Source organism: Pseudomonas sp. G3-39 (genome assembly GCF_054790485.1).
On the sequence record NZ_CP186497.1, the window covers coordinates 5610942 to 5634024 of the forward strand.

The 23083-nt window shown below is 62.0% G+C and carries 21 protein-coding genes; 4 read left to right on the plus strand and 17 right to left on the minus strand.

Going from position 1 to position 23083, the window contains the following annotated elements:
- Window positions 1–82: 82 nt before the first annotated feature.
- The 7 genes from ACOYXG_RS25380 to ACOYXG_RS25410 form a co-directional block, all read right to left on the minus strand.
- The gene (locus tag ACOYXG_RS25380) at window positions 83–640 is read right to left on the minus strand and encodes a phosphonate degradation HD-domain oxygenase (protein ID WP_460354639.1); all 558 of its coding nucleotides are present in this window, start codon (window positions 638–640) and stop codon (window positions 83–85) included.
- Window positions 640–1773: a TIGR03364 family FAD-dependent oxidoreductase gene (locus ACOYXG_RS25385; protein ID WP_460354642.1), complete on the minus strand. Its 1134-nt coding sequence runs from the start codon at window positions 1771–1773 to the stop codon at window positions 640–642. The genes ACOYXG_RS25380 and ACOYXG_RS25385 overlap by 1 nt, the downstream gene beginning before the upstream one ends.
- Window positions 1774–1910: 137 nt before the next feature.
- Window positions 1911–2936 carry a putative 2-aminoethylphosphonate ABC transporter substrate-binding protein gene (locus tag ACOYXG_RS25390; RefSeq protein ID WP_460354645.1) on the minus strand — a complete coding sequence of 342 codons (1026 nt, stop codon included), beginning with the start codon at window positions 2934–2936 and terminating at the stop codon, window positions 1911–1913.
- 47 nt (window positions 2937–2983) lie between these two features.
- A complete protein-coding gene (locus ACOYXG_RS25395; protein ID WP_460354648.1) occupies window positions 2984–4708 on the minus strand; it encodes a putative 2-aminoethylphosphonate ABC transporter permease subunit in 1725 nt (574 codons plus the stop codon).
- The gene (locus ACOYXG_RS25400; protein WP_460354650.1) at window positions 4708–5784 is read right to left on the minus strand and encodes a putative 2-aminoethylphosphonate ABC transporter ATP-binding protein; all 1077 of its coding nucleotides are present in this window, start codon (window positions 5782–5784) and stop codon (window positions 4708–4710) included. The genes ACOYXG_RS25395 and ACOYXG_RS25400 overlap by 1 nt, the downstream gene beginning before the upstream one ends.
- Window positions 5785–5940: 156 nt before the next feature.
- Window positions 5941–6804: a LysR family transcriptional regulator gene (locus ACOYXG_RS25405; protein WP_041072184.1), complete on the minus strand. Its 864-nt coding sequence runs from the start codon at window positions 6802–6804 to the stop codon at window positions 5941–5943.
- Between the two features lie 16 nt (window positions 6805–6820).
- Entirely contained in the window at window positions 6821–9136 is a 2316-nt protein-coding gene (locus ACOYXG_RS25410; RefSeq protein ID WP_460354653.1) for a heavy metal translocating P-type ATPase, read from the minus strand.
- An 84-nt stretch (window positions 9137–9220) separates the two neighbouring features.
- Here ACOYXG_RS25410 and cadR point away from each other — a divergent pair, with 84 nt between their 5' ends.
- Window positions 9221–9670 carry a Cd(II)/Pb(II)-responsive transcriptional regulator gene (gene cadR, locus ACOYXG_RS25415; protein ID WP_008088440.1) on the plus strand — a complete coding sequence of 150 codons (450 nt, stop codon included), beginning with the start codon at window positions 9221–9223 and terminating at the stop codon, window positions 9668–9670.
- A gap of 125 nt (window positions 9671–9795) precedes the next feature.
- On the opposite strand, the gene ACOYXG_RS25420 is transcribed toward cadR, so the two are convergent.
- The 3 genes from ACOYXG_RS25420 to ACOYXG_RS25430 all read right to left on the minus strand — a co-directional run bounded on the left by ACOYXG_RS25420 (window position 9796) and on the right by ACOYXG_RS25430 (window position 12509).
- Window positions 9796–10767, minus strand: coding sequence for a thymidylate synthase (locus tag ACOYXG_RS25420; protein ID WP_047596629.1), 972 nt, complete (start codon window positions 10765–10767; stop codon window positions 9796–9798).
- Window positions 10768–10817: 50 nt separating this feature from the next.
- Window positions 10818–11633 carry a prolipoprotein diacylglyceryl transferase gene (lgt, locus tag ACOYXG_RS25425; RefSeq protein WP_007965581.1) on the minus strand — a complete coding sequence of 272 codons (816 nt, stop codon included), beginning with the start codon at window positions 11631–11633 and terminating at the stop codon, window positions 10818–10820.
- Window positions 11634–11726: 93 nt separating this feature from the next.
- On the minus strand, window positions 11727–12509 hold the full coding sequence (locus ACOYXG_RS25430; protein ID WP_027610537.1) for a sulfite exporter TauE/SafE family protein: 783 nt from the start codon (window positions 12507–12509) through the stop codon (window positions 11727–11729).
- Window positions 12510–12639: 130 nt separating this feature from the next.
- On the opposite strand from ACOYXG_RS25430, the gene ACOYXG_RS25435 reads away from it, so the two are divergent.
- Window positions 12640–13386: an NRDE family protein gene (locus tag ACOYXG_RS25435; RefSeq protein ID WP_414888752.1), complete on the plus strand. Its 747-nt coding sequence runs from the start codon at window positions 12640–12642 to the stop codon at window positions 13384–13386.
- 108 nt (window positions 13387–13494) lie between these two features.
- On the opposite strand, the gene ptsP is transcribed toward ACOYXG_RS25435, so the two are convergent.
- Both ptsP and ACOYXG_RS25445 read right to left on the minus strand, forming a co-directional pair.
- Window positions 13495–15774: a phosphoenolpyruvate--protein phosphotransferase gene (gene ptsP, locus ACOYXG_RS25440; RefSeq protein WP_007965577.1), complete on the minus strand. Its 2280-nt coding sequence runs from the start codon at window positions 15772–15774 to the stop codon at window positions 13495–13497.
- A 22-nt stretch (window positions 15775–15796) separates the two neighbouring features.
- On the minus strand, window positions 15797–16276 hold the full coding sequence (locus tag ACOYXG_RS25445) for an RNA pyrophosphohydrolase (protein ID WP_003229203.1): 480 nt from the start codon (window positions 16274–16276) through the stop codon (window positions 15797–15799).
- A gap of 143 nt (window positions 16277–16419) precedes the next feature.
- Between ACOYXG_RS25445 and ACOYXG_RS25450 the strand changes: the two genes are divergently transcribed.
- Window positions 16420–17076, plus strand: coding sequence for a histidinol-phosphatase (locus ACOYXG_RS25450; RefSeq protein ID WP_027610535.1), 657 nt, complete (start codon window positions 16420–16422; stop codon window positions 17074–17076).
- 106 nt (window positions 17077–17182) lie between these two features.
- Here ACOYXG_RS25450 and ACOYXG_RS25455 read toward each other — a convergent pair whose 3' ends face one another.
- Together ACOYXG_RS25455 and ilvA are read right to left on the minus strand one after the other, a co-directional pair.
- Window positions 17183–17608, minus strand: a complete 426-nt coding sequence (locus ACOYXG_RS25455; RefSeq protein ID WP_460354661.1) for a DUF2269 domain-containing protein — start codon at window positions 17606–17608, stop codon at window positions 17183–17185.
- Window positions 17609–17647: 39 nt separating this feature from the next.
- Window positions 17648–19162 (minus strand): threonine ammonia-lyase, biosynthetic, encoded by a 1515-nt coding sequence (gene ilvA, locus ACOYXG_RS25460; RefSeq protein WP_027610533.1) that lies wholly within the window; start codon window positions 19160–19162, stop codon window positions 17648–17650.
- Between the two features lie 146 nt (window positions 19163–19308).
- Here ilvA and rpiA point away from each other — a divergent pair, with 146 nt between their 5' ends.
- Window positions 19309–19983: a ribose-5-phosphate isomerase RpiA gene (rpiA, locus tag ACOYXG_RS25465; RefSeq protein ID WP_007913886.1), complete on the plus strand. Its 675-nt coding sequence runs from the start codon at window positions 19309–19311 to the stop codon at window positions 19981–19983.
- A 152-nt stretch (window positions 19984–20135) separates the two neighbouring features.
- Here rpiA and ACOYXG_RS25470 read toward each other — a convergent pair whose 3' ends face one another.
- The 3 genes from ACOYXG_RS25470 to ACOYXG_RS25480 form a co-directional block, all read right to left on the minus strand.
- Complete coding sequence (locus ACOYXG_RS25470; protein ID WP_097088913.1) at window positions 20136–21053, minus strand: SdiA-regulated domain-containing protein; 918 nt, start codon at window positions 21051–21053, stop codon at window positions 20136–20138.
- A 130-nt stretch (window positions 21054–21183) separates the two neighbouring features.
- Window positions 21184–22107: an SdiA-regulated domain-containing protein gene (locus ACOYXG_RS25475; protein ID WP_460354665.1), complete on the minus strand. Its 924-nt coding sequence runs from the start codon at window positions 22105–22107 to the stop codon at window positions 21184–21186.
- 301 nt (window positions 22108–22408) lie between these two features.
- Window positions 22409–23074: a fumarylacetoacetate hydrolase family protein gene (locus ACOYXG_RS25480; RefSeq protein ID WP_027610530.1), complete on the minus strand. Its 666-nt coding sequence runs from the start codon at window positions 23072–23074 to the stop codon at window positions 22409–22411.
- Window positions 23075–23083 lie beyond the last annotated feature (9 nt).

Genomic DNA, 23083 nt, shown 5'->3' on the forward strand with positions numbered 1-23083 from the left:
GCTCCCACATTGGATCGTGGTCAGAACACAAAACCCTGTGGGAGCGAGCCTGCTCGCGAATGGCGCGACTCGGTGACATGGATTACGCAGCCAGCAGCCGCGCCGCTTTCTCCTTCAACACCTGAAGGTCAATCACCGGCACCGCCCTCTCCTTGGCCAGCTCGTCCCACTGGCGCATGCGCAAGCTGAGGGCACACAACGGATCCCGCTCAAACACATCCGCCTCAGCCTCGCTCATCACCCCGCCCTGATACTCCAGCGTGCGGCGACTCGCTTCACTCAAGCGCTCGAAATACCCCGGCTCACGCAGCGTCAGATAACGTTTGGCCTGCACGTGATATTCCACCAGCCGCGCCAGGCGCTCACTGAATCCCGCCTCACGCAAATAATTCGCCCCCAGCCGCTCATGGCTGACCACGCCATAACCGCCCATGTTTTCGGCGCCGTCGGCACACAAATGACCGATGTCGTGGAAGAACGCGGCGAGCACCACTTCATCATCAAAGCCTTCGGCGATCGCCAGTTCAGCAGCTTGGGACATGTGCTCGATCTGCGACACCGGCTCGCCGATGTAATCACTAGCACCAAAGCGTTCATACAGCGCAAACACCCGGTCAACGACTTGCGCATGCCCCGCCATCACATTTCCTCCAGCCACTGCGCGACATTGCGCTCGGCCAGTGCCGGGCCGACGCTCATGCCGACGCCGGTGTGCATCAACGCCACACTCAGCCCGGGGGCCGGGCGCAGCAACGAAAATGGCCCCGGCCCACGGGCACCGTAGACGCCCTGCCAGCGCTCGACCACTTGCACCTTGCAGCCCAGCGTGTGCTCGGCTAGTTCGAGCATCCAGTTGTCCACTTGCTCGGCGTTGAACGGCGACGGATCGCTGCCGTAATGGTGCGAGTCGCCGATGATCAGCTCGCCATACGGCGTCGGACTGATCAGCAGGTGAATGCCGTTGTCGTGCAGGTGCGGTTGTTCGCGCAGGATCTGCGCCTGCACCGCCGCCGCTTCTGGCAAATCGGCGAAGGCGCCGTAGTGCACGCAGCTCAAACCGGTGAGCAAGGCGTGTTGCAGATTCAGCTCGATCTGCGGTTTGGCGCGGAGCATTTGCAGGCGGCAGATCTGCGGATCGAGCGCGGCAATCGGTTCGGCCAGCAGGGTCTGATAATCGTGGCCGGAGCAGACGATGATCTGCTTCGCCGTGAAGCTGCCGGCGGTGCTGTGCAGGTACCCCGGCTCGACATCGCGTACCAGCTTCGAGAAGTGAAACTCGACGCCGAGGTCGCGGCGCAGATAGTCGATCAACGCCGGAATCGCTTCACGCGAGTACAGCTGTTGATCGTCCAGGCCGTGCAACGCCGCGCGGTGATGACTGAACTGACCGTGGTACAGATCACGCAGGGCAGCGCCACGCAGCAAGGCGACGTTGTAACCGTGCTCTACGGCGCGGCCGTTGCAGAAGGCCTCGAGCAATTGCTCTTCGGCTTCGCTGCGGGCGAACAGGTACGAGCCGTTTCGCTTGATCTGCAGACCGGCGAGTTGCGCCCAGTCACCCCAGATCTCGCGGCTGGCCATGGCCAGTTCAAGCATCGGCCCCGGTGGCTGACCGGTGACCAGCGCCTGACCAAAGTTGCGCACCGAAGCGCCGAGGGGCGTGGCGGTGCGTTCGAAAACGCTGACCTTGAGGCCGCGTTTGGCGGCGGCATAGGCGTGGGACAGGCCGAGGATGCCGGCGCCGACGATCAGCAGGTCTTTGTGTTGAGTCATGGAGATTTTCCCTGAATGGGAGACCGCCTTCGCGAGCAAGCCCGCTCCCACAGTTTGATCGCATTCCTTCCGGTGGAACTCGGTCGAATGTGGGAGCGGGCTTGCTCGCGAAGAGGCCCTGTCAGTCGATAAAGATCTTACTTGGCGACAACTTTCTCGGACTTGCCGTCATAGCGCTTGCGCCATTCGGTCAGGATCTCGTCGCGGTTCTTCGAGGCCCAGGCAAAGTCATTCTTGATCAGGCGCTGCTCGTAGTCGGCCGGCAGTTCGGTCTGTGGTTTGGCGATACCCGGCTGCGCAAGAACCGCAAAGTTCTCCTTGTACAGATCCATTGCCTCGGCGCTGGCGGAGAAGTCCGCGAGTTTTTTCGCCGCGTCTTCATGCGGGGTGCCTTTGATCACGGCAGTCGCCTCGATCTCCCAGCCCAGGCCTTCTTTCGGCAGGATGATGTCCAGCGGCGCGCCCTGGCGTTTCAGCTGTACGGCCGGGTATTCGAAGGAAATGCCGATCGGGAATTCGCCCGCAGCAGCCAGTTTGCAAGGCTTGGAACCGGAGTGAACGTACTGGCCGATGTTCTGGTGCAGACCGTCCATGTAGGCCCAACCCTGCTTCTCGCCGAAGGTTTGCAGCCAGGCGCTGACGTCGAGGAAACCGGTGCCGGACGACGCCGGGTTCGGCATGACGATCTTGCCCTTGTACTCAGGCTTGGTCAGATCCTGCCAGCTCACGGGTTTGCTCAGGCCCTGCTTCTCGGCTTCGACGGTGTTGAAGCAAATGGTCGCGGCCCACACGTCCATGCCGACCCAGGCTGGCGGGTTGGCAGCATCGCGGTAGTTCGCGCCGATCTTGCCCAGATCCTTCGGTGCGTAGCTTTGCAGCATGCCCTGCTGATCGAGGATCGCCAGGCTCGAAGCGGCCAGGCCCCACACCGCGTCAGCCTGTGGACGGGCCTTTTCGGCCAGCAGTTTGGCGGTGATGATCCCGGTGGAATCACGCACCCACTTGATCTCGACGTCCGGGTTGACCTTCTCGAACGCGGCTTTGTAAGCGGTCAGTTGCTCGGCTTCGAGGGCGGTATACACCGTCAACTCGGTTTTTGCCGCGAAGGCATTCAGGCTGAAAGTAGCGAGCACAGCAGCGGCCAGAGCCATAGGCTTGAACATGATCGTTTTCCTGTCGGTGAGTTGAGGCTGTAGGGATAAGTCGTCAATCAGTGACCGGGCGCGGTTTGCCGCCAGGCCTGGGAACGGCGCAGCAAGCCGCGCGAAGTCCAAGCCAGCAGCAAGGACACGCCCGCCGAGGTGAACAGAATCAGGGTCGACATCGCTGCCGCGCCGCCGACGTTGCCGGCGTCGTCCATGTTCAGCACCGCCACCGCCGCGAGGATGGTGTCGGGGCTGTAGAGGAAGATCGCCGCCGACACCGTGGTCATCGCCGAGACGAACAGGTAGCGCACGATGTCCAGCAGCGCCGGCAGGCAGATCGGCACGGTGACGCGCAGGTAGTGGCGGTACAGCGGGGCCTTGAGCGACAGCGCGGCGGCCTCGAACTCTGCGTCGAGCTGGCGCAGCGCGGTGGTCGCGGTCATTTGTGCGGTGGTCAAATAGTGAGCAATGGTGCAGACGATCAGCAGGGTCATCGTGCTGTACAGCACGTGCAGCGGGTTGCCGCTGAGGTTGAAGAAGAAGACGTAACCCAGACCGAGCACCAGCCCCGGCACTGCCATCGGGATGAAACTGAGCATGCGCAACGTCAGGTTGAGGCCGCGTTGGCTGCGGGTTTTCTCCATCAGGTAAGCGCCAGTGAAGATCAGCACGCTGCCGATCAGCGCCGTGCCCAGCGCCATCTTCAAGCTGTTGCCGTAGGCCAGCCAGCCACCGCCGGCAGTCTCGTTGAACTGATAGTGATTGAGCGACAGCGACAGGTTGTACGGCCAGAACTTCACCAGCGACGAAAACACTGCCATGCCGAACACCAGCAGCAGCGCCGCGCTGATCAGCAAAACAATCGCCAGATAGCAGGCATCGCGCAATTTCGACGGCGCTGGTTTGAACACTTGAGCGCGGCCGCTCATGGAGTCGCCGTGACGACGACGCAGCCAGGCATCGACGCCAAAGCTGAACAGCGCCGGCAGCAACAGCACCATGCCGATCAGCGCACCGCGACCGAATTGTTGCTGACCAACCACGGCTTTGTAAGCCTCCAGCGCCAGCACTTGATAGTCGCCACCGACCACCACTGGCACGCCGAAATCGGTGATGGTCAGGGTGAACACCAGACAGAACGCGGCGAACACTGCCTGCCGGGTCGCCGGCCATGTGATGCTGCGAAAGGCTTTCGCCGGACTGGCGCCCATGCTCGACGCCGCATCAAACAGCCGCGCATCGGCCAGCGACAGCGCCGACAACAAAATCATCAACGCATGGGGAAAGGTGTAGATCACCTCACCCAGCACAATGCCCCAGAAGCCGTAGATGTTGTCCGAAAGTAATCCACGCAGCATGCCCTGGTTACCGAACAGATAGACCAGTGCAATCCCCGGCAGCATCGACGGCGCCATCAATGGCAGCAGGGAAATCCCGCGCCAAATGCCCTTGGCCGGAATCAGTGTGCGTTGCAGGGCGTAGGCAAACAGGTAGGCCAGCGGTACGACGATGGCCGCGACGCTGAGGGAAACTTTCAGGCTGTTGCCGAGCAGCCAGTGGAAATTCGCGCTGCTCACCAGCTCCTTGGCGGCGAGCCAGCCACCGCCCTGCCCGGCCTCGCTGCTGAAGCCGCGCCAGAAGATCGCCAGCAACGGCAGCAGCACAGCGACACCGAGTAGCAATAGCAGCAGGAGTTTGCCGCCGAGGACGAAGATCCGGTCACCGACCTCGGCCCCGGACACTCGCCGCGCTTGCTTGTGCGGTAGCGGCAGTGCGATGTTCGCGCTCATCAGGCAAACACCTGCAGGCTGCGCGGTGGCAAGGCGACCATGATCTGCTGGGCGCCGAGGCGTGGCATGGCTTCCGGCGCCAGTTCGGCGAGCAGCGCGTGGCCCGGCAATTGGTCGAGTTCGAAGCTCATGCGGCAGCGGTTGCCGAGGAAAGTGATCTCGCGCACCTTGGCCGGGAACAGGTTTTCTTCGTGCACCAGCGGATTGACGTTGATTGCTTCCGGGCGACAGAACAGTCGGCCCGAAGCACCGCTCACACTGCCATCCGCCAGACGCACATCCATCCCGCCAACCCGGGCGTGACTGGCGCTGCTGCGCTGGAACGGCAGCCAGTTGCCCTGCCCGACGAACTCGGCCACGAACGGCGTGGCCGGGCGGTTGTAGATTTCCTGCGGGGTGGCGTACTGCTCGACGCGGCCGTTGTTTATCACGGCGATGCGGTCGGCCATCAGCATGGCTTCGTCCTGATTGTGCGTGACCATCAGGGTGGTGATGCCGAGGTTGCGCTGCAGTTGGCGCAGTTCGGTGCACAGATGCTCACGTACCCGGGCGTCCAGCGCCGACATCGGTTCATCAAGCAACAGCAGCGACGGCGCCGGGGCCAGGGCGCGAGCCAGGGCAACCCGCTGTTGCTGGCCGCCGGACAATTGACCCGGGTACTTTTTCTCACTGCCGGTGAGGCCGACCAGTTCCAGCATCTGCCCGACACGACGGCGTACTTCGTCGCGACCGCTGCCGGCGAGGCCGTAGGCAATGTTCGCTTCGACGGTCAGATTGGGGAACAGCGCGTAGGACTGGAACAGAATGCCGTAATCCCGGGCCTGCGGCGCGAGGTGCGAGACATCGCGATCGCCGAGGTACAACTCGCCGCTGTCCTGCTTCTCCAGCCCGGCGATGCAGCGCAGCAGCGTGGTCTTGCCGCAGCCCGAGGGGCCGAGCAGGCACACCAGCTCACCGGCCGCGACATCGAGGGAGACGTTATCCAGTGCGGTGAACGCGCCGAAGCGCTTCTGCACGCCGCGCACTTTCATCGGCGCACCGGGGTTGGTCAGGGCAGTTGCGATTGCAGGATTCATGGACAGACCTCATCAAGCTGATGGGGCCAATCCTAGAGTTGTAATGCGTCCGTCATGTGGCAGTAGGGCAAAAACGGCTGATAGTGGTATTCGGGGATTTGGGTTCAGATTCTGTATTGCCTGCTCGCGAAGAGGCCAACAAGATAGATGGAGATCTCAGGCCGGGGACATTTCCTGCGCCAGTCCGAGGAACGCCGCCGGCAACCGCGCACCCTTGCGCTCCTTGAGGCAATACAGATACTCGGGAATCTGCGGCGCATTCTCGATGGTCAGCACCCGCAATTGCGGATCGTGCGGGACTTCCTGGCGGGCAATGATGCTGATGCCGATGTTGCGCAACACCGCCTCGCGGATCGACTCACGGCTGCCGATCTCCAGCAACGGGCCGAAACTGACCCCGGCGCTTTCCAGCAACTCCTCGGTCAAACGGCGGGTGGTCGAACCCGACTCGCGCATCAACAACGTATGCCCGGCCAGCGCACTCAACGCCACATGCTCCTGCGCCGCCAGCGGATGGTTGCGATGCACCGCCAGCACCAGCGGATCGCTGCCCAGCACCCGGCGAATCAGCCGCGCATCCTCAAGCAACTGCGACGACGCCGCGACATCGACCCGGTAATCCTCCAACGCTTCCAGCACCTGCTGCGAGTTGCCGATTTCCACCGACACTTCCACCTGCGGCAGGCGCTCGCGGAAGGTTTTCACCAGATCGAGGATGTAATACGGGGCAGTGGCGGCGATGCGCAACGTGCCCTGCACCTGGCCGCTGTTGCGCAGGAAGAACTCGATGTCCGCCTCTTGCTGCAAGAGCGCCTTGACCATCGGCAGCAACCGCGCGCCTTCGTCGCTGACGCTCAGGCGCCGGCCGCCACGGTAGAACAACTCCACCGAATACTGGCTTTCCAGATTACGGATCTGCGTGGTCACGGTGGGTTGGCTGAGGCCGAGCTTTTTCGCCGCCAGCGTAATGCTGCCCAGGCGGGCGACCATATAAAACGCTTTCAGCTCGGCACTCAGCACAACCATCCCTCATCGTTTATTTGCGCAGCAGGCGCAAACCGTTGAACACCACCAGCAGGCTCACGCCCATGTCGGCGAACACCGCCATCCACATGGTGGCGAGTCCGGCGAAGGTTACCCCAAGAAAGATAGCCTTGATCACCAGTGCCAAGGCGATGTTCTGTTTCAGGATGCTCGCGGTGTCACGCGACAGGCTGATGAACGCGGGAATTTTGCGCAGATCGTCGTCCATCAGGGCGACATCGGCGGTTTCAATCGCGGTGTCGGTGCCGGCGGCCGCCATGGCGAAACCGATCTCGGCGCGGGCCAGTGCCGGGGCGTCGTTGATGCCGTCGCCAACCATGCCCACCCGATGACCCTGTGCATAAAGCGCTTCGATGGCTTGCAGCTTGTCGGTTGGCAGCAAGTCGCCCTTGGCCTGATCGATGCCGACCTGCGCGGCAATCGCCTGCGCGGTGTGCACGTTGTCACCGGTGAGCATCATGGTTTTCACGCCCAGCGCGTGCAATTGGCGGATCGCTTCGCGGCTGGATTCCTTGACCGTGTCGGCCACGGCGAACAGCGCCAGCGGACCAGAACTGTCGAGCAGCAACACCACGGATTTGCCCTGTTTCTCCAGCGCAAACAGCTTCTCTTCCAGTTGCGGCGAGCACAGGCCCAGCTCCTCGACCAGACGATGGTTGCCCAAGTGATAGGTCTGGCCGTTGACCTGTCCCTTCACGCCACGACCGGCCAGCGCTTCGAAGTTATCCACAGTCAGCACGGCGAGGTTTTTATCCACAGCCGCATTGGCGATGGCCAGCGACACCGGGTGATCGGAGCGCCCCGCCAGTGCGGCGGCGATTGCCGGAGCGCTGGCGTCGGCGGTCGGGTCGAGCGACAGGTAATCGGTCTGCACCGGTTTGCCGTGAGTGATGGTGCCGGTCTTATCCAGCGCCAGATAGTCGAGCTTGAAGCCGCCCTCCAGGTACACGCCACCCTTGACCAGAATGCCTTTGCGCGCCGCTGCCGCGAGGCCGCTGACGATGGTCACCGGGGTGGAGATCACCAGCGCACAAGGACACGCCACCACCAGCAACACCAGCGCACGGTAGATCCAATCGAACCACAACGCGCCCATAAACAGCGGCGGAATGATCGCCACCGCCAGCGCCAGCACGAACACCACCGGGGTGTAGATTTTCGAGAACTGATCGACGAAGCGCTGCGTCGGCGCCCGCGCACCCTGAGCCTGCTCGACGGCGTGGATGATCCGCGCCAGGGTCGAGTTGTTCGCCGCCGCAGTCACCAAGTATTCCAGCGAACCGGCCTGGTTGATGGTGCCGGCGAAGACTTTGTCGCCCACGGTTTTCTCCACCGGCAGGCTTTCGCCGGTGATCGGCGCCTGATCGATGGTCGAACTGCCGCTGACCACTTCACCGTCCAGCGCGATGCGCTCGCCGGGTTTTACCCGCACACGGGCGCCGAGTTCGACGCTTTTAACCTCTTGTTCGATCCAGTTGCCGTCGGCTTGCTGCACCGTGGCCTGTTCCGGGGTCATCTGCATCAGGCCGCTGATGGCATTGCGCGCACGATCCAGCGAGCGCGCCTCGATCAACTCGGCCACGGTGAACAGGAACATCACCATCGCCGCTTCCGGCCACTGACCGATGAGGATTGCGCCGGTCACCGCGATGCTCATCAGCGCGTTGATGTTGAGGTTGCGGTTTTTCAGGGCGATCCAGCCCTTTTTATAGGTGGTCAGGCCGCCGCTGAGGATCGAGAGCAGCGCAATGATCGCCACCACCCAGGTTGGCGCAGCGTTGGTGAAATGGATCACTTCGGCCGCCAGCGCGCCGACACCGGACAGCGCCAGGGGCCACCAGTGTTTTTTCACCGGTGCCGGGGTCGGGGCTTCGACGCCCGCCTCCAATGGCTCGGCGTGCATGCCCAGCGAGGTGATCGCCTCGGTGATCGGCGCGGTGTCGCGCAGATTGTGGGTCACGCCGAGCACGCGGTTGATCAGGTTGAACTCCAGCTGCTGCACACCGGCCAGCTTGCCGAGTTTGTTCTGGATCAGCGTCTGCTCGGTCGGGCAGTCCATCGCTTCGATGCGGAAACTGCTCAGGCGGGCGTCAGCGCTGGTCTTTTCGCTCAGTTGCACCAACGCAGGCGCGGCGACTGTCGAGGAGCAGCAAGAATCTTCGTGCGAATGAACCGGTGCCGGTGCTGCGGCTTTCGACCCGCAGCAGGAATCGCCGCCATGTTCGTGCTTATGCACAGGCTGCAATTTATGGCTGTGGCTATGATCGTGCCCGTCGTCGGGCTTGTGGGTGTGCTGGGAGTCGCTCATTGGTCGCGTCCATGAAGGTGCCTGTTGCCAAGTAAAGACCCTGTAGCCACTATAGGGTCAAGCACCCTTTTGGAGATTGCCGTCATGAAGATCGGAGAACTGGCCAAACTCACCGACTGCGCCGTGGAAACCATCCGCTATTACGAGCGCGAAAACCTGCTGCCGGAACCGGCGCGCAGCGACGGCAACTACCGCGTCTACACCCAGGCGCATGCCGAACGCCTGACCTTCATCCGCAACTGCCGCACCCTCGACATGACCCTCGAAGAAATCCGCAGCCTGCTGGCGATGCGCGACAGCCCGCAGGATCAGTGTGAAAGCGTCAATACGCTGATCGACGAGCACATCCAGCATGTGAAAGCGCGGATTGACGGGTTGCTGGCGTTGCAGACACAACTGCTCGACCTGCGCCAACGCTGTGGCGAAGGGCCGGGGGCGGATCAGTGCGGGATCTTGCAGCGGCTGGAGGTGAGTGGCGGGGTTGTGGCGACGGAGGTCGAGCACTCCCACGTAGGCCGCAGCCACGGCCACTGAGCCTTACACAGAACCCAATGTGGGAGCGGGCTTGCTCGCGAAGGCGGTGTATCAGTCGACATCTCTATGACTGACACGCCCTCTTCGCGAGCAGGCTCGCTCCCACAGGGGTTTTGTGCAACGGCTTAGACCGCCATCGGCGCGGTCATCGGCGCGTGGTGCTCATAACCTTCCAGCGAGAAATCACTCGGCTCCACCAGCTCCAGCCACTCCGGCTGGTACACACCGGTCTTGGCAAACTCCGGCACGCGGTCGGAGATTTTCAGTTTCGGCATGGCGAACGGCTCGCGTTTGAGCTGTTCGTTGAGCATGTCCAGGTGGTTCTCGTAGACATGCGCATCACCGATGAAATAGGTGAACCAGCGCGGCGTGTAACCGGTCAGGCGCCCGATCAGGCTTAGCAGGGCGGCGCCCTCGGTGAGGTTGAACGGCGTGCCCAGGCCCAGGTCGTTGGAGCGGATGTACAGGGTCAGGGAGATCTCTTTGGTCTCGACGTTCGGGTGGAACTGGTACAGCAGATGGCATGGCGGCAGAGCCATTTCATCGAGCTGGGCGACGTTCCAGCCGTGGAACAGGATGCGGCGGCTGCCCGGGTCCTTGATGATCGTGTCGACGCACTGGCGCACCTGATCGATGGCTTTGTACAGCACCACGTAAGCCTGGCCGTCTTCTTCGCCTTGGGCGATCTGCTTGTAGCCGTTGCTCAGGGTCTGTTCGATGGCGGCGGTGTTGCTCAGCGGGATCTGCTTGTACGCCGGCCATTTGCGCCATTGCACGCCGTAAATTTCACCGAGGTCGTCTTCGCCCTGACGGAACGGGTTGGCCAGCCATTGCGCATTTTCGTTGGCGTTCTGGTCCCAGACCTTGCAGCCCAGCGCACGGAATTCAGCGGCGTTGTTAACGCCACGCAGAAAACCGCACATCTCGCCGATGGCCGATTTGAAGGCCATCTTGCGGGTGGTGATCGCCGGAAAGCCTTCCTGCAGATCGAAACGCAGCATCGCACCCGGGAAGCTGATGGTGTTGATGCCGGTGCGGTTGGCCTGTTTGGTGCCGTTCTGGATGACGTGCGAGACCAGTTCGAGATATTGCTTCATGAGTTACCTGTGTCCTTTGAGCCCCGGCGTCGCGCGCCGGGGTTCGTAGTTTAAGCGGTCGGCGCGAGCGGCGCTGCCGGCGCACGACGATAGGCCAGCCAGATCAGGAACAGCCCGCCGACGATCATCGGTACGCACAGCACTTGGCCCATGGTCAGCCAGTTCCAGGCCAGGTAGCCCAGTTGCGCATCCGGTACGCGGACGAACTCGACGATGAAACGGAAAATGCCGTAAAAAAGCGCGAACATGCCCGATACCGCCATGGTCGGACGCGGCTTGCGCGAGAACAGCCACAGGATCAGGAACAGCGCGACGCCTTCAAGCGCGAACTGATACAGCTGCGACGGGTGACGCGGCAGCTGCGCCGGATCGCTGAACGGCGGGAAGATCATCGCCCACGGCACGTCGGTCGGCTTGCCCCACAGCTCGGCGTTGATGAAGTTGCCGATACGCCCGGCACCCAGACCGATCGGCACCATCGGCGCAACAAAGTCCATCAGTTGGAAGAAGGTCTTGCCGTTACGCTTGCCGAACCACAGCGCGGCGAGCATCACCCCGATGAATCCGCCATGGAACGACATGCCGCCCTTCCACACTTCGAAAATCAGCGTCGGGTTGGCGATGTAGGCGCTCAGATCATAGAACAGCACGTAACCCAGACGTCCACCGACAATCACCCCCATCGACAGCCAGAACACCAGATCGGAGAGCTTCTCCTTGGTCCAGGTCGGGTCGAAACGGTTGAGCCGGCTCGACGCCAGCAGCCATGCGCCGCCGATGCCGACGAGGTACATCAGGCCGTACCAGTGGATTTTCAGCGGACCGATGGCCAGGGCCACCGGGTCGATCTGCGGGTAAGGCAGCATTGCGACTCCTCGTTAGAGTTGAAACCAAAATTCCCGGGCGACGCTGCCACCTCAGGATTAAGCCAGGATTGCGGCCCGTTCTGACCCAGTGGGTCAGAGCAGGAAATTCAGGCCCACGCAGAACAGCAAAGCGGCGAACAGCCGTTTCAGCAAGCGCGGCGACAATCTGTGTGCCAGGCGCGCGCCGAGACGGGCGAACACCATGCTGGTCAGGGCAATGCCCAGCAGCGCCGGCAAATAGACAAAACCGAGACTATGCGGCGGCAACAGCGGATCATGCCAGCCCAGAATCATGAAACTTAATGCACTCGCCACGGCGATCGGCAAACCGCAGGCCGACGACGTTGCCACCGCCTGCTGCATCGGCACGCTGCGCCAGGTCAGGAACGGCACGGTCAGCGAACCGCCGCCGATTCCGAAAATCGCCGAGGCCCAGCCGATCACACTGCCGGCCACGGTCAGACCGAGTTTGCCCGGCACCGTTCGACTGGCCTTGGGTTTGACCTCCAGCGCCAGTTGCACGGCAATCACCAAGGCGAACACGCCGATGATCTTCTGCAGGTTCGGCCCGGAAATCGCCTCGGCCGTCAGCGCCCCAAAACCGGCGCCGAGCAGAATACCCACGGTCATCCACATGAAGATCGGCCAGCGCACCGCACCACGTCGATGGTGTTCACGCACGGCGTTGACCGAAGTGAAGATGATGGTCGCCAGCGATGTCCCTACCGCCAGATGCGTGAGGATCGACTGATCGAATCCCTGCAAGGTAAAACTGAACACCAGCACCGGGACAATAATGATCCCGCCGCCCACCCCGAACAGCCCGGCCAGCACGCCCGCACAGGCGCCCAACGCCAGATAGAGCAGAAATTCCATGACCGTCTCCCAGACGCATCCCCAAAACCGGAGCGGCATGGTAACGGATGCATGCCCTTTGGCTCCACTGACGATGGATGCACGGACGCCGACTGCGTAGAGTGAGCAGAAAACGCACAAGGACCACCTTATGTGCCTGATCGTTTTCGCCTGGCGCCCGGGCCATGCCCAGCCGCTGATCGTCGCGGCCAACCGTGACGAGTTCTACGCCCGCCCGAGCCTGCCGCTGGCGCCATGGGCCGACGCACCGCACGTGCATGCCGGGCGCGATCTTGAGGCGGGCGGCACGTGGCTGGGGATTGGTGCCAACGGACGCTTCGCCGCACTGACCAATATCCGCGATCCACACCAGCCTCCGGCGCGTAAATCAAGGGGCGAGCTGGTGGCGCGGTTTCTCACGGGCGATGCGTCGATTGATGATTATTTAAGCGATGTGGTCGCGCGCTCGCCGGAGTACGCCGGGTTCAATCTGCTGCTGGGTAATACCCATGAGCTGTGGCACTTCAATGCGCTGACGTCTGAGCCGGTGATGCTCGAACCCGGGGTTTACGGGCTATCCAATGCCGGGCTGGATACACCGTGGCCGAAGTTGCTCAAGGCCAAGGCTGCACTGAGTGCGGTGCTGGATGATCCGCAGCCTGCGCGACTGCTGGGGTTACTGAGCGATGCGCAGACCGCGCCGTTTAATGAATTGCCGGACACCGGGGTCGGACTGGCGACTGAATCGTTACTGTCGAGTGTGTTTATTGCCAGTCAAAGTTACGGGACACGGGCGAGTACGGCGTTGATCGTGCAGGCGGACGGCACGCGGCGGATGGTCGAGCGCAGTTTCGGGCCGTATGGCGGGCATTTGGGTGAGGTGGAGGTTCAGGTTTAGCGGTAGCGGGACTGACGCCTTCGCGAGCAAGCCCGCTCCCACATTGGTTCTGTGATCGACACAAATCCCTGTGGGAGCGGGCTTGCTCGCGAAGGGGCCATCAGCCTTTCAGAGGGCCTTGTTGACCGCCGGCGGATTCATCTTCGACAACCCGAGATTCTTCAGCGCCAGTTGCAGCGAGCTGTGGATCACTTGCGGGTTATCGATCTTCATCAGCTCCGCCAGCAGATCCTTGGCCTTGCTCAGGTTGATCTGGCGCAGCATCCACTTCACTTTCGGCAAGTTGGTGGCGTTCATCGACAAGCTGTCGAAGCCCATCGCCATCAACAGCACCGCCGCTGCCGGATCACCGGCCATTTCGCCGCAGATACTCACCGGTTTGCCTTCGGCATGCGCGTCGCGGACCACGGTTTGCAGGGCTTGCAGCACCGCCGGGTGCAGGTAGTCGTAGAGGTCGGCCACTCGCGGGTTGTTGCGGTCGACGGCTAGCAGGTACTGGGTCAGGTCGTTGGAGCCGACCGACAGGAAGTCCACCTGCCGCGCCAGTTCCTTGGTCTGGTACACCGCAGCCGGAATTTCAATCATCACCCCGATTGGCGGCATCGGCACGTCGGTGCCTTCGTCACGCACTTCGCCCCAGGCCCGGTGGATCAGGTGCAGGGCTTCTTCGAGTTCGTGGGTGCCGGAGATCATCGGCAGCAGGATCCGCAGGTTGTTCAGGCCTTCGCTGGCCTTGAGCATCGCGCGGGTCTGCACCAGGAAGATTTCCGGGTGGTCGAGGGTCACGCGAATCCCGCGCCAGCCGAGGAACGGGTTGTCTTCCTTGATCGGGAAGTACGACAGCGACTTGTCGCCGCCGATGTCCAGGCTGCGCATGGTTACCGGTTGCGGGTGGAACGCGGCGAGTTGCTCGCGGTAGATCGCCAGTTGTTCCTTTTCGCTCGGGAAACGCTGGTTGATCATGAACGGCACTTCGGTGCGGTACAGACCGACTCCCTCGGCGCCGCGCTTCTGCGCCCGCGCCACATCGGCCAGCAGACCGGTGTTGACCCACAACGGCATGCGATGGCCATCGAGGGTCACGCACGGCAGATCACGCAGGGTGTCGAGGCCCAGCGCCAGCTGTTTCTCTTCTTCGACCACCTCGGCGAACTGCTTGCGCAGCACATCGCTGGGGTTGGTGTAGACCTCGCCGCGGGTGCCATCGACGATCACCTCGATGCCGTCAACCTTGGCGTACGGCAAGTCAACCAGGCCCATCACCGTCGGAATGCCCATGGCCCGGGCCAGGATCGCGACGTGCGAGTTACCCGAACCGAGGACCGACACCAGACCGACCAATGTGCCTTCCGGCACCTCGCCGAGCATCGCCGGCGTCAGTTCTTCGCTGACCAGAATGGTTTTTTCCGGGTAGACCAGATTCTGCTGACGCTCTTCCTGCAAATAGGCCAGCAGGCGCCGGCCGAGGTCTTTGACGTCCGAGGCACGTTCACGCAGGTAGGCGTCGTCCATCAGTTCGAAACGGTTGACGTGCTCAGTGACCACCTGACGCAGCGCGCCCTGGGCCCACTGGCCGGTCTTGATCACGGTGGTGATTTCGCTGCCCAGCGAGGCATCGTCAAGCATCATCAGGTAGACGTCGAACAGCGCACGCTCTTCCGGGCGCAGCTGGGTCGCGAGCTTGGCGGACAACGCTCGCATGTCGGCGCGCACGCCTTCGATGGCGGTCTTGAACAGCGCCAGTTCGGCGTCGATGTCAGTGATGTGCTTGTCCGGCACCACGTCCAGATCCGCCGGCGGCAGCATGACCACCGCGGTACCGACGGCGGCACCCGGCGAACCCGGTACGCCGACGAACTTGGCTTCCTGAATGCCCTTGCCCTGACGGCCCAGGCCACGGATCGACCCGGTGGCCTCGGCGTGGGCGATTACGCCGGCGAGCTGCGCGCTCATGGTCACGAGGAAGGCTTCTTCACCTTCATCGAACTGGCGGCGTTCTTTCTGCTGGATGACCAACACGCCGACGACGCGGCGGTGGTGAATGATCGGCGCCCCGAGGAACGAGGCGTAGCGCTCCTCGCCGGTTTCGGCGAAGTAGCGGTAGCGCGGGTGATCCGCGGCGTTTTCGAGGTTCAGGGGTTCTTCACGCGTGCCGACCAGACCCACCAGACCTTCGTTGGGTGCCATGCTGACCTTGCCGATCGAGCGCTTGTTCAAGCCCTCGGTGGCCATCAGGACGAAGCGGTTGGTCTCGGGATCAAGCAGGTAGACCGAGCAGACCTGGCTGCCCATGGCCTCTTTGACGCGCAACACAATAATCCCCAACGCCGCCTTGAGATCCTTGGCGGAGTTAACTTCCTGGACGATCTTGCGCAGCGTATTGAGCATGGCTCGGGGTCGAACTCCGTCGTCAGTCGCGCGCTAAAAGGCGCGGGGCAAGCTCTTTGAGGGCGCGTCGATACACCTCGCGCTTGAATGTCACCACCTGGCCCAACGGATACCAATAACTGACCCAGCGCCAGCCATCGAACTCCGGTTTACCGGTCAAATCCATCCGCACCCGCTGCTCGTTGGAGATCAGGCGCAGGAGAAACCATTTCTGCTTCTGGCCGATGCACAGCGGTTGGCTGTGGGTACGCACCAGACGTTGCGGCAAACGATAGCGCAACCAGCCCCGGGTACAGGCCAGTATTTCAACATCTTCACGTTCCAGGCCAACTTCTTCGTTCAGCTCGCGGTACAAGGCGTCTTCCGGCGTCTCCTCGGGGTTGATTCCCCCTTGTGGAAACTGCCAGGCATCTTGATTGATACGGCGAGCCCATAGCACCTGGCCGGCGTCATTCGTCAGAATGATCCCGACATTGGGGCGGAAACCATCGGGGTCGATCACGGCAACAACCTCGCAAACGCATGTCGCCGCATTGTTCCACAAAGCTTGATAAGGCGGCAACGAAGGTTCCTACCTTATGTGCACTCTTGTGAAAAGACCGTATTCTTGTCGCCTTTTTACTGACTTTTCAGCGGGTAACTGCAATGCGCCTGGCTCTATTCGATTTGGACAACACCCTTCTGGGCGGCGACAGCGATCACGCCTGGGGCGACTATCTGTGCGAACGCGGCTTCCTCGACCCGGTTGCATACAAGCAGCGCAACGACGAGTTCTACCAGGATTACCTGGCCGGCCAACTGGATAACGCCGCGTACCTGAACTTCTGCCTGGAAATCCTCGGCCGCACCGAAATGGCCGTGCTTGAACAGTGGCACAATGACTACATGCGCGACTGCATCGAGCCGATCGTGCTGCCCAAGGCGCTGGAACTGCTCAAACAGCACCGCGACGCCGGCGACAAACTGGTGATCATCACCGCCACCAACCGCTTCGTCACCGCGCCGATTGCGGTGCGCCTGGGCGTCGAAACCCTGATCGCCACCGAGTGCGAGATGGTCGATGGCCGCTACACCGGGCGCAGCACCGACATTCCGTGCTTCCGCGAAGGCAAGGTGACGCGCCTGAATCGCTGGCTGGAGGAAACCGGGCATTCGCTGGATGACAGCTATTTCTACAGCGACTCGATGAATGACCTGCCGCTGCTGGAGCAGGTGGCGAACCCGGTGGCGGTGGATCCAGATCCGAATCTGCGGGCCGAGGCCGAGAAGCGGGGCTGGCCGGTGATTTCGTTGCGCGGCTGATTACGCCTTCGCGAGCAGGCTCGCTCCCACAGGGGATGGTGTTCACAACACAAATCCAATGTGGGAGGGGGCTTGCTCCCGAATGGGCTCGACGCGGTCTCAAGCCTTAAACAGGCTTGGCGCCCATCAACCCGGCAATCGCGATAAAGCAGACAAAGCTGAACAACGCCAAGGCAAAAGTGAACCTGCCAACGCCAGCCGGCGCCTTGCGCAACCGATTCAACCGCACCAGCAACCAGAACCACGCCAGCGCCGCCACGGTGTACAGCACGCTGGAGGCCAGCAGCCAGGTCTGCCCCAGCGGCCAGCCGACCAGATGCACCATGCCCCAGCCGGTGAACGGCATGCTCAGCAACGCCAGGCCCATCAACAGCCAGATGAACACCCGAGGCCGTTGCAAGGTGCGGCTGCCAGCCGTTGCATCACCTTTGCGGCGCGCCAGAAAAACCCAGACTCCCAACCCGAGCGCACCAGCCAGCAATACTACAGTGGCGACCATGTGCGCGGCTTTCAGGGCAGTTAACGTTTCCATTGTTCGATTTCCTCAGGGCCTGCCCATCAGCGTAGCCGCTCAGCCAAGAAACAGCTGATAGGCCGGGTTCTCGCTTTCATCCCAGTACGGGTAGCCGATTTCTTCAAGTGCCGCCGGCACCAGATGACGCTCGTCATGCGGTACTTGCAGGCCTGCGACGACACGACCATCCGCCGCGCCATGATTGCGATAGTGGAACATCGAGATGTTCCAGCGCCCGCCGAGCTTGTTGAGAAAGTTGAACAGCGCGCCCGGACGTTCCGGGAATTCGAAGCGAAACACCACTTCGTCGATCACGTGCGCCGCGTGGCCGCCGACCATGTGGCGGATGTGCAACTTGGCCAATTCGTTATCGGTCAGGTCGAGTACCGGGAAGCCCTGCTCGGTCAGGCTCGCCAGCAGTGCGCTGCGCGGGTCGTTTTCCGGGTGAGTCTGCACGCCGACGAAGATGTGCGCTTCGCTGCCGGTGTTGTAGCGGTAGTTGAATTCGGTGATCTGGCGCTTGCCGATCGCTTCGCAAAACGCCTTGAAGCTGCCGGCCTGCTCCGGGATGGTCACGGCGATGATCGCTTCGCGACCCTCGCCCAGCTCGGCGCGCTCGGCGACGTGGCGCAGGCGATCGAAGTTGACGTTGGCCCCGGAGTCGATGGCGACGAAGGTCTGGCCACTGACGCCGCGCAACTCGACGTACTTCTTGATCCCGGCCACGCCCAAGGCGCCGGCAGGTTCGGTGATCGAGCGGGTATCGTCGTAAATATCCTTGATGGCCGCGCAGATCTCGTCGGTGCTGACGGTGATCACTTCGTCGACGTAATCCTTGCAGATGTCGAAGGTGTGCTGGCCGATCTGCGCCACGGCCACGCCGTCGGCGAAGATGCCTACGGTCGGCAGCACCACGCGCTCGCCGGCGGCCATGGCCGCTTGCAGGCAGTTGGAGTCGTCCGGCTCGACGCCGATGACCTTGATGTCCGGACGCAGGTATTTCACGTACGCCGCAATACCGGCAATCAGCCCGCCGCCGCCGACCGGCACGAAGATCGCGTCCAGAGGTTGCGGGTGCTGACGCAGAATTTCCATCGCCACGGTGCCCTGCCCGGCAATGGTGTGGGGATCGTCGTACGGGTGGATGTAGACGTAGCCCTTTTCATCGACCAGTTTCAGCGAGTACGCCAAGGCTTCCGGGAACGAATCACCGTGCAGCACGACTTTGCCGCCGCGCGAACGCACGCCTTCGACCTTGATCTCCGGAGTAGTCTTGGGCATCACGATGGTCGCTTTCACGCCTAGCACTTTCGCCGCCAGCGCCAGACCCTGCGCATGGTTGCCCGCCGACGCGGTGACCACGCCACGGGCGCGCTCTTCGTCAGTCAGCTGGGTCAACTTGTTGTACGCGCCGCGAATCTTGAACGAGAACACCGGCTGCAAGTCTTCGCGCTTGAGCCAAATGTCATTGCCCAGCCGCTCGGAGAGCTGGCGAGCGTTCTGCAGCGGGGTTTCTACGGCAACGTCATAAACGCGCGAGGTGAGGATCTTTTTGACGTACTGTTCGAGCATCGGAAAGCATCACTGGCGATTGGGCGGGGCCGACGAGTCTAACCCGGCTTTTGCCCGTGCGACCACACGAATCAGGAGGTTTTAGCCCGGCTTGCGGCTATAATGCCGGCCTTTCCGAACTCACCTTGCCCGCTTCCGGAGCCCGCATGACCCAGGATCAACTCAAACAGGCAGTGGCTCAGGCCGCCGTCGACTTCATCCTTCCGAAACTCGACGACAAGAGCATCGTCGGGGTCGGCACCGGCTCCACCGCCAACTGCTTCATCGATGCACTGGCCCAGCACAAGGGCGCATTCGATGGCGCGGTTGCCAGCTCCGAAGCCACTGCGGCGCGCCTCAAGGGCCACGGGATTCCGGTGTATGAGCTGAACACCGTCAGCGACCTGGAGTTCTACGTCGACGGCGCCGACGAGAGCGACGCGCACCTGAACCTGATCAAGGGCGGCGGCGCGGCCCTGACCCGCGAGAAGATCGTCGCGGCCGTGGCCAAGACCTTCATCTGCATCGCCGACGCCAGCAAACTGGTGCCGGTGCTGGGCGAATTCCCGCTGCCGGTCGAAGTGATCCCGATGGCCCGCAGCCACGTCGCCCGCCAACTGGTGAAACTGGGCGGCGACCCGGTGTACCGCGAAGGCGTGCTGACCGACAACGGCAACATCATCCTCGACGTGTTCAACCTGCAGATCACCAACCCGGTGGAGCTGGAAGCGCAGATCAATGCGATCGTCGGCGTGGTCACCAATGGCCTGTTCGCGGCGCGTCCGGCGGATCTGCTGTTGCTGGGTACCAGCGAAGGTGTGAAGACGCTGAAGGCTGAGTAAGCCGAGACTGCCCACACTCTTGCAGGCAAATGCATTACCCCCTGTGGGAGCGGGCTTGCTCGCGAATGCGGTGTGTCAGATACATTAATTTGTCTGATACACCGCATTCGCGAGCAAGCCCGCTCCCACACATTTGGTTTTTTGGGTGTCAGTCAGTTTTGCGCAGGCTTTTTGAAGACGTAGAACAAGTTCGGCTCACTCACCAGATACAACGTCCCGTCGTCATCCATCGCAATGCCTTCGGCCTGCGGCACGCTCTTCTGCAAACCCTGCCGCCCCTTGTTCAGTGACAATGTGCTCAACGGCCGCCCGTCCACGTCCAGTTCCAGAATCAGCCCCGACTCGTCGGACAGCGCCAGCAAATGGCCGCTGCGCTCGTCGTATTGCAGGCTCGACAGATCGCGCACGAACATCCCGGCATCGCGCTTGGGGTTGTTGATCACGTGCACCGCGTAGGACTTTTCCGGATTGAAGTGCGGAAATCCGTGCACTTCATAAATCAGCATCGGATCGCGCTCCTTGGCGACGAACAGACGCTTGCCCACTGAGTCGTACGCCAGGCCTTCGAAGCCCTTGTTGCCGCTCATGTGCACGCCCAGAGTCATCTGTTCAGCGTCCGCCGCATCAAGGAACGTGGTGTCCCGCTCAAGATGAACCTTGATCAGGCGTTGCTGGCGCTCGTCGGTGATCACATAGGTGTCGGCGCTGATGAACTCCACCGCTTCAGGATCGCCGAAGCCGATCAGCGCGATGCGCCGCAGGATTTTGCCGTCGAGGGACAACTCGACCAGCTCGGCATTCTTGTTGGTCACGGTGAACAGGCTTTTGCGCACCGGATCGTAGGTCAGCGCCGAGACATCGTCGTTCAGGCCGTCGATGATCCTGGCCTCGACCTCGACCCGGTATTGATCCAGACCAATGGCCTCGCTGCTCAACGGCTGCCACAAGGTATGCAGATTGAACCAGGCGCGCTCGAACAGGCGCAGGTATTGGCCGATCGCGATCAACACGATCAGGACAACAACCGACAGGATGATAAACAGGGGCTTGGGGCGGGCAAGTCGACGCATTCAGGCAGGCTCGGGATCAAAACAGGCGGATGAAATATCACGCCTGTCTGAACTGAAGCTTAATGGCCACTTGCCTCAGGCCACAAGACAACCCTGCGGCAGCTCCTACATGAGGATTAGTGAAAGGTGGTTATTTCTGCTTTTCGAAGCGATAGAACAGGTTCGGCTCGCTGACCATGTACAGCGTACCGGCGTCGTCCATGGTCACGCCTTCGGCGCGGGGGATGGTGTCCTTCAAACCATTGAAGCCGCCAAGCAGGGTCATGAAGCTGACCTGCTCGCCCTTCTCGTCCAGCTCCAACAACAGATGCGAATCGGCAGACAGCACCAGGGTGTGGCCGGTACGCGGGTCGATGGCCAGTGCCGAGAGGTTGCGAATGTCCAGTTCATCATTGGCCAGCTTCTGCTTGTCGCCCTTGAGGATCTGGCTGCCGTCGCTTTTCCAGGTGAACAGCGCTGGCGGCCGCTCTTCGCCCAGCAGCAACTGCTGGTTGCGAGGATCCCAGGTGATCGCCTCAAAGGCCTTGTTCTGGTTCTTCGACGGGCCGAGGTCGTATTTCGGGAAGTCGGCGATATTCAGCTCGCGGGTGCTGGCATCGACCTTGACGATGGTCAGCAGGTGTTCGCGCTCATCGACGATCGCCATCAGGCCGTTTTCCATCACGGTCACGCCCTCCGGATTGCTCCAGCCCACCAGCGGCATCTTGCGCAGCACATCACCCTGCAGGGTCAGTTCGACCAGAAACGGATTCTTGCCCATCACCGAAAACAGGGTTTTGGTCTGCGGGTTGTAGGACAGGTCCGAGGCCTCGTCCTTCTCCATACCCGGCAGCAGCTTGCCATCGATCACCGCCCGATAGTCCGGCAGCCAGATACTCGCCTTTTGCTCGGTCTGGCTCTCGAAGCGCTCGCGCAGCCACAGCAGGCCACGGTCGTCCCAGTGCATGGCAAACGCCAGGCCATAGGCGGCTGCGATCACCAGCAACAGCCAGACATACCAGCGCAGGGCGAAACGTGAGCGACGAGGAGGATTGAGCTGAGTGTGAGCTGACATCAGGGACGCGTTCCGAAAATTCAGGCTAAGGGTAATAGCACAAAGAGGCCGGCTCAGACGCCAGAATGCGAGGAATTATCCGGACAGGATGTGAAAAAAACGGCAAATGGCGGGATTGGCGTGTGCCGCCAACCTTCTTCAGGACACCACAAAGCAATGTGGGAGCGAGCACTGTGGTGAGGGGATTTATCCCCGATGGGCTGCGAAGCGGCCCCAAAAACTGGGACTGCTGCGCAGGCCATCGGGGATAAATCCCCTCACCACAACAGGCTCGCTGCCACAGGGTGTTACGGTTTCGCGGTTAGCGAACGCTGCTGCTGAAGCTGCTCGCGCCAACCAGTTCCAGCACGATGTCGTCGCCGACATTCAGCGGGCCGACGCCCACTGGCGTGCCGGTGAGGATCACGTCGCCGGCCTGCAGCGAGAAGCAGCCGGCCATGTGCTGGATCATCGGCACGATCGGGTTGAGCATCGCGCTGCTGTTGCCGTCCTGACGCACTTCACCGTTGATGGTCAGGCGAATGCCGATGTCGGTCAGGTCAGGGAAAGTGCTGCCGACCACGAACGGGGCAATCACCGCCGCGCCGTCGAACGACTTGGCGATTTCCCACGGCAGGCCCTTGGACTTGAGCTCGGCCTGTTTGTCGCGCAGGGTCAGGTCCAGCGCCGGAGCGAAACCGGAGATCGCGTCGAGCACTTCTTCGCGGCTCGGCTTGGTCGACAGCGGCTTGCCGATCAACACGGCGATTTCCGCTTCGTAGTGCACCGAACCGCGCTCGGTCGGAATACTGAACCCGCCTTCCAGCGGCACCACGCAACTGCCCGGCTTGATGAACAGCAACGGCTCGGTAGGCACCGGGTTGTCCAGTTCCTTGGCGTGTTCGGCGTAATTACGGCCAATGCACACCACTTTCCCGATCGGGAAGTGAATGCGCGTGCCGTCGACGTACTGGTGCTGATAGCTCATTTACCGACT